The organism is Chishuiella sp. (assembly GCF_032109125.1).
Lineage (GTDB): Bacteria > Bacteroidota > Bacteroidia > Flavobacteriales > Weeksellaceae > Empedobacter.
The window spans coordinates 74,846-86,881 of record NZ_DAMCLZ010000006.1; the positions used below are offsets into that span (position 1 = coordinate 74,846).

The following is a 12,036-nucleotide window of genomic DNA, read 5'->3' on the forward strand; positions in this document are numbered from 1 at the left end:
AATGAAAAAGTTCCGTTCTAATGGAAAATTATTCCTTATAGGGGAATATATTGTAATGGATGGAGCAAAAGCATTTGCGTTGCCCACTAAATTTGGGCAATGTCTTTTTGTTGAGCAAAATCCTATTGAAAATAATAAATTAAAATGGGTTGCTAAAAAATATGATGATTCATTATGGTTTGAAGCTAACTTTGAATTAAATTCTTTAAAAATTATTGATTCTTCAAATTATAAACTTGCTAAATCTTTGCAAAATATTTTAATTCAAGCTAAAATTTTAAATTCAGATTTTTTTCAATCAAATATTAGTTATTCTTGTTCAACAAAATTAGATTATCCTCAAGAATGGGGATTGGGTAGTAGTTCAACATTGATTGATTTGATTAGTCAATTTGTAAATATTAACCCATTTAATTTAAATAAACTTACATTTAATACAAGTGGTTATGATATTGCTTGTGCTAGTAATTCTCAACCTATAATATTTACAAATAGTCCTTTAAATATCGAGAAGATAAATATTAATTGGAATTTTATTGATGATTTATTTTTTGTTTATTTGAATCAAAAGCAAGATACACAGGCAGTTGTTGGGGATCATTATAAAAATAAAGCAAAAGATTTTAAAATGATTAGTTATTTGTCTGATTTAGTCGAAGAAATAATTACTGTTGATAATTTACCTAGCTTCGAGTTGATTATGGATGAATATCAACAAATTTTATCTAAATTTATGAAACAACCTAAAGTAAAAGATCTATATTTTTCCGATTATAAAGGTTGTGTAAAAAGCTTAGGAGCTTGGGGAGGGGATTTTGTTTTAGTTACAAAAAGAGAAGGTTTTGAGGAGTATTTTAGAAATAAAGGATATGATATTATTATTCCATTTAAAGAGATGATTTTATAATAAAAAGGATTGTGGTTGACCACAATCCTTTTTTATTATTTAGCTTTTCTACATAAGACTTTGAATGGAATCGAAAAAGCATTATTGTATTTAGATTTCAATTTTCTTATGTCAGATGCTGCGGAATTTTTAGAAGTATAATCACCCACAAGTACTCTATAGTCAGGTGTAAAATAAGTTACTTGAGCAGATAACTCAGGATGAATAGAATTAAATTCTTCTTTTACTTTATTGGCTTCATTTCTATTTTTAGAATAATAGATCTGAATTTTGTAGCCGTTTATTTGTGCATTGCCATAACATGGATCATTTGCTCTACCTGTATTTCTTTTCTCTGTAATTGATTTTGTAGGTGTGTTATACGTGCAGGTTGAATCTTCTCTAGTTTTTAATACATTGTAAATACTAGAATCAATTTCCATGTTTAATGTTCCATTATTAATAATTTTTACAGTGTCTATTTTTTCTTGAGCAAAAATTGATATTGAAAACAAGGTAAAAAATATTATGATATAACTTTTCATAGATAAATTAATTTTTACAAATATACTTCTAACAATTAAGTAAATTAAAAATATATTGTTGATTATTTATTTTAATGGTTATTTTTTTTAGAAGTAAAACATAAAATCAAATTAAACAATAAGTTAATTTCTATTATATTTTTTTTTTAACGATCAAAACAGGTATTTTTTTATACTAGTGACGTCTTGTTTTTTAACGTTTAATTTAGAAACATTTTAAATTAACTAGAATGACAAAGTTCAGTAGGTAATATTTATGATTTTATTAAGTATTGACCCTATTTTTGCTTTTAGTTAAGTGTTCAAATAAAAACTAATTAAAAGAAACAACGAACTGAGATTATTTTAAGTAAATGAAGGCAAGATTTCTAAAAAGAATACGTTTATGGAGCTGCGCGATAATACTATCGACGTTCTCCCTAGCAAATGCCCAAGATGCAGGAAAAGGTTACGAATTATTCGAAGCCAACTGTACTGCATGTCACCAGATTGATGGTAAATTAATTGGGCCGGAATTACGTAATGTTGAGAAACGCGTACAAGAAGAAGCTGGACTTGGAAAAGAGTGGTTACACGCTTGGATTAAGGACAACAAAGCTTTGCGTGAATCAGGAGATGCGTATGCAAACAAAATTTATGCTGATTACAATAACACTGAAATGTTAGCTTTCCCTAACTTATCAGAAGGTGATATTGATAATATTTTAGCATATACAGCTGATCCTGATGCAGGAGTTAAGGCTTTTGAAGAAGCTAAAGCTGCGAAAAAGAAAGAAGCCGCTGCGAAAAAAGCTGCTGAGGCTGCACAAGGAGGTGGAGCTAATTCAGGAGTAATTGCAGTAGGTTTTGTTGTTTTAGCGGTATTATTATTGTGGATCTTGGTTCGCGTTAATGCATTAGTTAAAGCGACAGCTACAGAGGAATTAAATGCAGAAACTGAAAGAGTAGCTTTTTCTTTTGCTGAATTCTTTCAGAAATACCAAAAAGTTGGTGGTGTGTTAATCGCAGTATTAGCATTCTTTGCATTGTACAACGTGTATTGGGGATTAATGGGAATTGGTGTTGATAAAGGTTACGAGCCAGAACAACCAATTTATTTCTCTCACAAAGTTCACGCAGGTGTACAAGGTATCGACTGTCAGTACTGTCACAGTTCTGCTAAATACGGTAAAGTGTCTGGAATTCCTTCACCAAACGTATGTATGAACTGTCACAAAACAATCAAAGAATACAAAGGAGATTACTTCGAAGAAGAATTAATCACTTCTGGTAAATTCGCTGATGAGGAGGCGGTTAAGAACTTCTATACAGGAGAAATCCAAAAAATGTATAAAGCGATTGGATGGAATCCAGAAACGAACAAATACGATGGTCCACAAAAACCAATCGAATGGGTACGTATCCACAATATGCCAGATTTCGTATTCTTTAGCCACGCGCAACACGTTGTAGCAGGAGAGAAAGCGATTAAGAAAGCAATTAAAGATGGAACTATTCCAAATGCTAAAGAATTGAACATTGGATCAGGAGACCAAGTTTGTTTCGCATGTCACGGACGTGTTGATGAAATGAACGAAGTAAAAATGGCGAATGATTTCACAATGGGATGGTGTATCGAGTGTCACAGAACTACTGAGGTAGATATGGACAACGAGTATAACAAAGAATATTACGCAGAACTACACGAAAAACTGAAAAAACAGTACGGTGACGCAACTAAGATTACAGTTGATGCTATCGGAGGTTTAGAGTGTGGTAAATGTCATTATTAATATAAAAAAGAGAGGAGTATAAATGGCTTCGAAGAAAAATTACTGGAAAAGTTTTGAGGAGTTAACTGACAATACATTAAATGAAAAGTTAACTACCAACGAATTTGCAGAAGAAATTCCTGTAGATAATTTCTTAGGGAATGATAACGCCATGGAGAATAGTCAAACTTCACGACGTGACTTTTTGAAGATTTTAGGGTTCAGTACAGCCGCTGTTACATTAGCAGCCTGTGAAGCTCCAATCGTAAAATCTGTTCCTTATGTAGTTAAACCAGATAACATTATGCCTGGTGTACCTACTTATTATGCATCTACTGTTTTTGATGGTTACGATTACGCTAATGTTTTAGTAAGAACAAGAGAGGGTCGTCCTATTAGAATTGATGCAAATAAAGGAGCTAAATATTTTGGATCTACAAATGCTAGAGTTCAAGCATCTGTATTATCTTTATATGATTCAGATAAAATAAAGACACCATTAAGTAATGGTGGTGATAATTTTAAAGCAACTTCTTGGAAAGAAATAGATGCACGTGTTTCTAAAGCATTAACATCTGTAGGAAGTAAAAAAGTAGTTATTTTAACTCCTTCTTTACCTTCTCCTACAACTAAAAAGTTGATTGCTGATTTTGCAGCAAAATATCCTACAACTCAACATGTAGTATATGATGCAGTATCATCTTCTAATGCTTTAGATGCAGCTCAAGAAGTTTATGGAAAAAGAGAGTTACCTTTCTATGACCTTAAAAATTCTGAATTAGTTGTTTCTTTTAATGCAGATTTCTTAGGAGATTTTAACGGAGGTGGAATGGAAGGTGATTACGGAGTTGTTCGTAAACCAGGTCCAAACATGTTACGTCATATCCAAGTTGAATCTGTTTTATCTTTAACTGGTGCAAATGCTGATACTCGTTTTCCTTTAAAACCAACTGATACTGAAAAAGTATTAGCTGAAGTTTATAGTGGATTAACAGGAGGTTCGGTTTCTTCAAAAGAAGCTAAATCTATTGTTGCAGAATTAAAAGTTAAAGGTTCTAAAGCTGTAGTTATGGCTGATGGTTCAAAAGAAGCTATCGCAATTTCTTATGCAATTAACCAAATTTTAGGTTCTGCTGCAATTACAGGAAAAGCTGTATTACTTAAAGAATCAAATGATACTACATTCAAACAATTTGTTACTGAAGCAAAAGCTGGACAAGTTGGTGTATTATTAAACTTCCAAACAAATCCAATTTATAATGCTAAAAACTCAAAAGAGATTGAAGCTGCATTTAAAAATATTGGATTAAAAGTTGGTTTAGTAGAAAAATTAGATGAAACTGCTTCTGTAATGGATGTTATTGCTCCTGTTACTCATGCATTAGAATCTTGGAATGATTTCAACCCATTAACTGGTGTTTACTCATTACAACAACCAACTATTCCTCGCATTTTTGATTCTCGTCAATTTCAAGATTCATTAATAGCTTGGTTAACTGGTCAAACTAAAGTTGTTGAGGTAGAAGATCCAAATGATCCAATTATGGTTATGGCTACGTCTGCTACAAGACAAAAAGTTTCTCCATTTTATCTTTATGTTAAGCAAAACTGGGAAGCAACTGTTTTACCTAAATTAGGTGTAGATTTTAACAAAGCATTATATAATGGTTATAATGAATCTTCAGAAAATAGTTCTTTCACTGCTAATACTGGAGTTGTTTCTACTGCTGTATCAAAATTAGCTTCTGCTAAAGCTACAGAATGGGAAATTCAATTCTATTCTAAATCTGGTTTAGGAGATGGTACACAAGCTAATAACCCTTGGTTACAAGAGTTACCAGATCCAATTTCTAGAAACTCATGGGATAACTATTTAACGGTTAATCCTAATGATGCTGAGAAATTAGGTATCCAAATCCAAGATAACTACAATGTACACAATGGAAGAATGCAATTTGATGGTGAGTTTGTAAACTTAACTGTTAATGGTGTTGCATTGGAAAATGTTCCTGTATTTATTCAACCAGGTCAAGCTATTGGTACTGTAGGTTTAGCATTTGGTTATGGTCGTACAAAAGCTGGTAAAGTTGCTAATAATGTAGGTGTTAATGCATTTACTTTATATGATGGTAATGTTGGTGCTTCTAATGTTAAGATTGAAAAATCTTCTCGTACAGATAAGCACGAATTTGCAAATATGCAACAACAACCTACTTTGATGGGACGTTATGAAATTGCTAGAGAAGTTTCATTAGGTGATTTTATTAATAAAGATAAAGAACAATGGAATCCAGGATCTAATTTACCTACTTGGAGAGGAGATTCTCCTTCTGATGAAGTAGATTTATGGGCCAGTTTTGATCGTACAACAGGTCCTCATTTCAATTTAACAATTGATATGAACTCTTGTACTGGTTGTGGAGCTTGTGTTATTGCTTGTCAAGCAGAAAATAATACACCTACAGTAGGTAAAGAGCAAATGCGTATGTCTAGAGATATGTATTGGTTAAGAATTGACCGTTACTACTCTGATGTAACTTATGCTGATCCTGAAGGAAAATTAACACAAGAAGTAGCTATAGAATCTGACCCAGATAATGAGCCACAACAATATAAACGTTTAATTAAGCCTCAAGCAGAAAATCCAGATGTGATTTTCCAACCAATGATGTGTCAACACTGTAACCACGCTCCTTGTGAGACTGTGTGTCCAGTAGGTGCAACATCTCATGGTCGTCAAGGTCAAAACATGATGGCTTATAACCGTTGTGTTGGTACTCGTTATTGTGCAAATAACTGTCCTTACAAAGTACGTCGTTTCAACTGGTTTAACTGGGCGAATAATGACAAATATGACTTCCACATGAACAATGATTTAGGTCGTATGGTACTTAACCCAGACGTTGTTGTACGTACACGAGGAGTAATTGAGAAATGTTCATTCTGTATCCAACAAACTCAAGCTGCAATCTTAAAAGCTAAGAAAGAGAATAGAGTAGTTAAAGACGAAGAGTTTATGGCTGCTGCTGCTTGTGCTGCTGCTTGTGGAACAGGTGCGATGAAATTTGGTGATATCAATGATGATAAATCTGAAGTAAGAGCAGCTTCAAAAGATAAACGTTCTTATGTTTTATTAGAAGAAATTGGTACAAAACCAAACGTTATCTATCAAGTAAAAGTTAGAAACAGAAAAGAACAAGCTTAATTAAATTAGTAAAGAATTAATAAGGTAAACAAATATGTCACATTACGAATCACAGGTAAGAGAACCCCTTATTTTAGGACATAAAACCTACCACGATATCACAGTAGACATTGCTCGTCCAATTGAGACGCCAGCAAGTAAATTGTGGTGGACATGTTTCAGTATAGCAATGGTTGCATTCATCTTTGGTGTTGGAGCAATTGCTTATACAGTAGGAACTGGTATTGGTGTATGGGGATTGAATAGAACGATTAACTGGGGATGGGATATCACCAACTTCGTATGGTGGGTAGGTATCGGTCACGCTGGTACGTTAATCTCAGCCGTTTTATTATTATTCCGTCAAAAATGGAGAATGTCGGTTAACCGTTCTGCGGAAGCCATGACGATCTTCGCCGTTGTACAGGCAGCGTTATTCCCTGTAATTCACATGGGTCGTCCATGGTTAATGTACTGGGTATTCCCAATTCCTAACCAATTTGGATCTTTATGGCCTAACTTTAACTCACCATTATTATGGGACGTATTCGCGATTTCTACGTATTTCTCTGTATCAACAGTTTTCTGGTTGATGGGATTAATTCCTGACTTCGCTATGGTACGTGACCGTGCAACAAAACCATTCGCTAAGAAAATCTACGGAATCTTATCATTCGGATGGGGTGGTGGAGCAAAACACTGGCAACGTTTCGAAGAGTTATCTTTGGTATTAGCTGGTTTATGTACACCATTAGTATTCTCGGTACACACGATTGTATCTTTTGACTTCGCAACGTCGGTAATCAAAGGATGGCACTCAACAGTATATCCTCCATATTTCGTTGCCGGAGCTATTTTCTCTGGTTTCGCGATGGTACAAACATTATTAAGTGTAATGCGTAAAGTTTTACACTACGAAGATTATATCACACGTAAACACATCGAGTACATGAATATTGTAATCGTTGTAACAGGTGGTATGGTTGCAGTAGCATACTTAACAGAGTTATGGATCGCTTGGTATTCAGGATCTCGTTACGAAGACTTTACATACTTTTCTCCAGGAGCAGCAACAGGACCTTATTGGTGGGCATTCTGGGCGTTAATTATCTGTAACGTTTTAGTACCAGGATTATTATGGATTCGTCCAATCAGAAGAAACTTCTTCTGGACATTCGTTATCTCTATTGTAGTTAACATCGGTATGTGGTTCGAGCGTTTTGATATTATCGTTATCAACTTATCTCGTGACTATTTACCATCGAGCTGGACAATGTTTATGCCTTCATGGGTAGACGTAGGTATCTTCTTAGGTACTATGGGATTCTTTTCTGTGTTATACTTATTGTACGCACGTACATTCCCAGTTATTTCACAATCTGAATTAAAAACTATTTTGAAATCATCAGGCGAAAGCTATAAAAAACATCATACTGAAGATGAGCATCACGAACACTAAAATCGTTTATGGTCTTTACGGAGACGATGATGATTTATTAAAAGCAGTAAAATCTATTCGTAAACAAGGTATTACAATAGATGAAGTATATACACCTTTCCCTGTACACGGTTTAGATAAAGCTTTAGGTCTTAGAAAAACACGTATTTCTGATCTAGCATTTTTCTACGGTGCATTTGGTACAACTTTAGCATCTTTAATGACATGGTTTATTATGAATCATGACTGGGCTCAAGATATCGGAGGTAAACCTTCTTTCTCTTGGGGACAAAATATGCCAGCTTTCGTTCCTATTATGTTCGAGTTGACAGTATTTTGTGCTGCTCACTTTATGTCATTAACATACTTAGTGCGTAATAAAATGTATCCTGGTGCAAAAGCAAAAAATCCTGATCCTCGTACAACAGATGATAAATTCTTAATTGAAATTAGAACATCTGATGTTGAAAAAATCAAAAATGTTTTTGTAGAAACTGGTGCTGAAGAAGTTACTGTAAAAGGTGATTTAATAGAATCTAATGTTAACAATTTAGTACAAGAAGCATAATGAAAAAAATAGCACTACTTATAGGACTAGGAAGTATTATTATAACTTCTTGTTCTGATAAAAAACGTAAGCCAAGTATAGTATATATGCCAGATATGTACTATGCTACAGCATATGATCCTTACCAAAAAGCAACTTTTGGTTATCCTCATGACGAGGAAAACTCGGAAGTTCCTGTATTTAGTAAAAATCATAATATGTCTGCTTTAGAATCTGTAGAAGGTGCAGTATCAAGAACAGATGGTGACATCTTACCTTGGCCTTTTAAAAATAATAATGCAGGTTATGCTGAAGCTAAAAAAGTAACTTCTGCTCCTTTAAATGCAGCTAATAAAGCTACAGATTTAGAAAGAGGGAAATTATTATTTCACCAAAACTGTGCAGTTTGTCATGGTGATGCTGGTGATGGACAAGGTTCTATTGTAAAATCAAAAGCTTTCTCTGGAGTTCCTAACTATAGTGAAAGAGATTTAACAGTTGGTTCTGTTTATCATGTAATTATGTACGGTAAAAATGCGATGGGTTCTTATGCCTCTCAAATGACACCTGCAGACCGTTGGAGAGTTGCTGAGTATGTAATGAGTTTAAAAGGTGGGGATTCTAAAGAGGCTGCTCCTGCAGCATCAGCTGAACCTGCTAAAGAAGCAAGTGAAGAAGCAACTAAATAAATTATAAAATAAGTTAATTATTATGCAATATACATTTTCCCCAAAATTAAGAACTGCATCTTTTGTCATGATTGTGATAGGAGTTGTACTTTATGGGATAGGATTTTTCTTACATCAACAAGATGTTGCTAATTCAACTGAATATATCAACGGTTTAATTGAAGCTCACCCAACTCAATTTTTCGGTGATTATATTACAGATTCTTATGCATCTTTAAATACAAATCACGAAGAGCATATGCATCACTTAGAAAACTTATTGAAAAACAGACCTTGGGCTGCTTTTTATGTACCAGCATATTTATCGTTTGGTATTGCAGCATCTGCATTGTTTTTCTTATGTATTCAATTTGTAGCTAATGCTGGTTGGTCTATGGTTGTTTCACGTGTTATGGAAGGTATTGCTACTTTCTTACCTGTAGGAGCTGTTCTTGTAGGTATCGTAGCTTTAGGTTCTACATTTCACTTGAATCATTTATACCACTGGATGGATGCTGACTTAATTGATCCTAATAGCCCAAAATATGATATATTTATGGCTAATAAAGCTCAATTATGGTTAAATGTTCCATTCTGGACTATCCGTATAATCATTTATTTAGTAGTATTATCATTAATGGTATTTGTTATCAAAAATGCTACTCGTAAATTAGATGAAGCTCACGGTGATTTAAAAGTATATTCTCAATTATATACTAAATCGGTAATCTACTTAGTAATTTTTGCAATTTGTTCTGCAGCTTTTGCTTGGGATTTTATCATGTCTTTAGATCCACACTGGTTCTCTTCATTATTTATGTGGTATGGAATGGTTTCATATTTAGTTTCAGCTGTTTCTATTATGGCAATCATTTCTATTTACTTAAAAAGAAAAGGATCTTTACCATTATTCAATGATAACCACTTACATGATTTAACAAAATTCATGTTCGGTTTCTCATTATTATGGTCATACTTATGGTTCTGTCAATTCATGTTACAATGGTACGCTAACATACCAGAAGAAGTTCAATACTTCCAACAACGTATGGCTCAATATCCATTATATTTCTGGATGTTGATTATCAACTTAGTTGCTCCATTCTTGATTTTAATTTCATCAAGCATGAAACGTCGTTACCAAATCGTTTTTGTAATGGGGTTTGTAATCGTAGCAGGTCACTACTGGGATTTCTACAACCAAATCATGCCAGCAGCTGTTGGTCCATTCCATAACTTTGGATTCATGGAGATTGGTTCATTAGTAGGTATTGCAGGTTTATTTACATTCGTTGTAATGAATGCATTATCTAAATTGAACTTAGAAGCTAAAGGTCACCCTTACTTCCACGAATCAAAAATTTATGAATACCCTTTCTAGTCAATACAATTAGAAAGTTTTTATAAAACATCAAAAAGCTCGATACATTTTTGTATCGAGCTTTTTATTTATCTTTAAATCAGTATTTTGGATATATAATAATATTGCATTTTATTATTATGCGAGTAGTTATTTCAAAGTATCTAGTAAAAACAACTTTACAAGATTGTTTTTACTAGTTAATCAATTCCGTTTATTGATTCTTTTTTTGGATTATACTCAAAGTATTATAGATTATTCTAATGAAATATAGCAAAATACTATAATTTATTCACCTTGTTTTATATCATTACAAGAGGATATTTAGTATGAAATATGATATTCTTTAATTTAGTTGATAGAAATAATAAAAAAAAACTTCACAGAATAATTAATTCTGTGAAGTTTTTAATGTTAATATATTGAAGTTATTTAAACTATTTTTTTAGAATATATTTCATGAATTATTTACCTTTTATTTGCAATAGTGATTGAAGCGGTATCCTTTCTTGATTGGTCATTGAGCGAAGTCGAAATGAATGACTAATCTAAAAAGATATAGCGAAAAGCACGGTGCGAAGCAATTGCCAAAAAAATAGAACAAAATTTTAAACAGCTTTATTATACATTAATGATAATGTATTATTCCGCTAATAATTTTTTAATATCTTCTTTTAAATATTCAATTTCAGGATGATATTTTCCAGATAAAGAAGGAGTTTTTCCGTTTGGATCTTTATAATTTAAGCCAGAATAAAATAAAATTGGTACACCAGCTTCATTGTATCTACTTCTTATATTTCCTTGCTTATCAACTAACGCAAGTTTTCCACTATGATTTAATCCCTCTACAGTAGTTTCGTCTTTCCCAACATAAATATTAAACTGATCTGCTAAATTTTGAATAGTTTCTCTGTCTGAAGTAAGATAATGCCAATTAACGCTTTTTACACCTATTCTTTTTGCATAATCTAATAACCTTTCTGGAGTATCTCTTTTGGGATCAATAGTTACAGATATAAAACCAAGATTAGGATTATTAATTTCATCTTCTACATTTCTCAAATTATTACTCATAATTGGACATATTGTTGGACAGCTTGTAAAGAAAAACTCAACAACATAAACTTTTCCCAGCATATCTCTGTTCGTAATTGTTTGATTATTTTGATCTGTCATCGAAAATTCAGGAACTTTCATAACAGTGTATAGTTTGTCCTTAGGCTTATTTTTCAACCAAAACACACTACCAATAACACCTAAAATAATTATTACAATAGTTACTAATTGCTTATTCATGTATATGTTTTTCTGGATCTTTCAAAAATTCTTCTTTGCACATTGTAGAGCAGAAACCATAAACTTTTCCTTTGTAAGTCGCTGTATCTCCTAGATGTTCTTTTGTGTTCATTCCACAAATAGGATCTACATCATTTACAACTGCAATATCTAATTTAGTCGCAGCTTTCATTTCTTCATGAGAAATATGCTTTACCTCAAAATCATTATTTTGAGTATTTTCTTTTTTCTTATCACAAGAAACAATTGTTAATCCTATAGAAAGGATTAAACAAGTATATTTTATTGAATTCATTTTTATTGTATTAAATTATAGTAATTATTTACTTTAAAATTTTTAGCTAAGAAAAATTTTAAA

General features: G+C 32.6%; 10 protein-coding genes. 7 read left to right on the forward strand and 3 right to left on the reverse strand.

The window, feature by feature from the left end:
- Position 1 precedes the first annotated feature (1 nt).
- Positions 2-907, forward strand: a complete 906-nt coding sequence (locus tag RT575_RS08295) for a GYDIA family GHMP kinase (RefSeq protein WP_313386525.1) — start codon at positions 2-4, stop codon at positions 905-907.
- Between the two features lie 35 nt (positions 908-942).
- Here the strand turns inward: RT575_RS08295 and RT575_RS08300 are convergent, their stop codons facing one another.
- Positions 943-1,431 carry an SPOR domain-containing protein gene (locus tag RT575_RS08300; protein WP_313580116.1) on the reverse strand — a complete coding sequence of 163 codons (489 nt, stop codon included), beginning with the start codon at positions 1,429-1,431 and terminating at the stop codon, positions 943-945.
- A gap of 353 nt (positions 1,432-1,784) precedes the next feature.
- Here RT575_RS08300 and RT575_RS08305 point away from each other — a divergent pair, with 353 nt between their 5' ends.
- Genes RT575_RS08305 through RT575_RS08330 form a run of 6 tightly spaced genes read left to right on the forward strand, consistent with a single transcriptional unit; the run spans position 1,785 to position 10,400 of the window.
- Positions 1,785-3,203, forward strand: a complete 1,419-nt coding sequence (locus tag RT575_RS08305; protein ID WP_038336916.1) for a c-type cytochrome — start codon at positions 1,785-1,787, stop codon at positions 3,201-3,203.
- Positions 3,204-3,225: 22 nt separating this feature from the next.
- Positions 3,226-6,387: a TAT-variant-translocated molybdopterin oxidoreductase gene (locus RT575_RS08310; RefSeq protein ID WP_313580118.1), complete on the forward strand. Its 3,162-nt coding sequence runs from the start codon at positions 3,226-3,228 to the stop codon at positions 6,385-6,387.
- A gap of 34 nt (positions 6,388-6,421) precedes the next feature.
- Positions 6,422-7,825: an NrfD/PsrC family molybdoenzyme membrane anchor subunit gene (nrfD, locus tag RT575_RS08315; RefSeq protein WP_038336919.1), complete on the forward strand. Its 1,404-nt coding sequence runs from the start codon at positions 6,422-6,424 to the stop codon at positions 7,823-7,825.
- The gene (locus RT575_RS08320) at positions 7,806-8,372 is read left to right on the forward strand and encodes a DUF3341 domain-containing protein (protein ID WP_409515952.1); all 567 of its coding nucleotides are present in this window, start codon (positions 7,806-7,808) and stop codon (positions 8,370-8,372) included. Before nrfD ends, RT575_RS08320 begins: the two co-directional genes overlap by 20 nt.
- Positions 8,372-9,040 carry a cytochrome c gene (locus tag RT575_RS08325; protein WP_313580120.1) on the forward strand — a complete coding sequence of 223 codons (669 nt, stop codon included), beginning with the start codon at positions 8,372-8,374 and terminating at the stop codon, positions 9,038-9,040. The genes RT575_RS08320 and RT575_RS08325 overlap by 1 nt, the downstream gene beginning before the upstream one ends.
- Before the next feature lie 22 nt (positions 9,041-9,062).
- Complete coding sequence (locus RT575_RS08330) at positions 9,063-10,400, forward strand: hypothetical protein (RefSeq protein WP_313386520.1); 1,338 nt, start codon at positions 9,063-9,065, stop codon at positions 10,398-10,400.
- A 621-nt stretch (positions 10,401-11,021) separates the two neighbouring features.
- Here the strand turns inward: RT575_RS08330 and RT575_RS08335 are convergent.
- The gene (locus tag RT575_RS08335; RefSeq protein WP_313580122.1) at positions 11,022-11,678 is read right to left on the reverse strand and encodes an SCO family protein; all 657 of its coding nucleotides are present in this window, start codon (positions 11,676-11,678) and stop codon (positions 11,022-11,024) included.
- Entirely contained in the window at positions 11,671-11,973 is a 303-nt protein-coding gene (locus RT575_RS08340; protein WP_313386518.1) for a YHS domain-containing protein, read from the reverse strand. The genes RT575_RS08335 and RT575_RS08340 overlap by 8 nt, the downstream gene beginning before the upstream one ends.
- Positions 11,974-12,036: the final 63 nt, after the last annotated feature.

Bases quoted from the DNA above. Each gene is read 5' to 3' on its own strand.
- RT575_RS08325 (WP_313580120.1), top strand. From the start codon at position 8,372: ATGAAAAAAATAGCACTACTTATAGGACTAGGAAGTATTATTATAACT.
- RT575_RS08330 (WP_313386520.1), top strand. From the start codon at position 9,063: ATGCAATATACATTTTCCCCAAAATTAAGAACTGCATCTTTTGTCATG.
- nrfD (WP_038336919.1), top strand. From the start codon at position 6,422: ATGTCACATTACGAATCACAGGTAAGAGAACCCCTTATTTTAGGACAT.
- RT575_RS08305 (WP_038336916.1), top strand. From the start codon at position 1,785: ATGAAGGCAAGATTTCTAAAAAGAATACGTTTATGGAGCTGCGCGATA.
- RT575_RS08335 (WP_313580122.1), bottom strand. From the start codon at position 11,678: ATGAATAAGCAATTAGTAACTATTGTAATAATTATTTTAGGTGTTATT.
- RT575_RS08320 (WP_409515952.1), top strand. From the start codon at position 7,806: ATGAGCATCACGAACACTAAAATCGTTTATGGTCTTTACGGAGACGAT.
- RT575_RS08300 (WP_313580116.1), bottom strand. From the start codon at position 1,431: ATGAAAAGTTATATCATAATATTTTTTACCTTGTTTTCAATATCAATT.
- RT575_RS08310 (WP_313580118.1), top strand. From the start codon at position 3,226: ATGGCTTCGAAGAAAAATTACTGGAAAAGTTTTGAGGAGTTAACTGAC.
- RT575_RS08295 (WP_313386525.1), top strand. From the start codon at position 2: ATGAAAAAGTTCCGTTCTAATGGAAAATTATTCCTTATAGGGGAATAT.
- RT575_RS08340 (WP_313386518.1), bottom strand. From the start codon at position 11,973: ATGAATTCAATAAAATATACTTGTTTAATCCTTTCTATAGGATTAACA.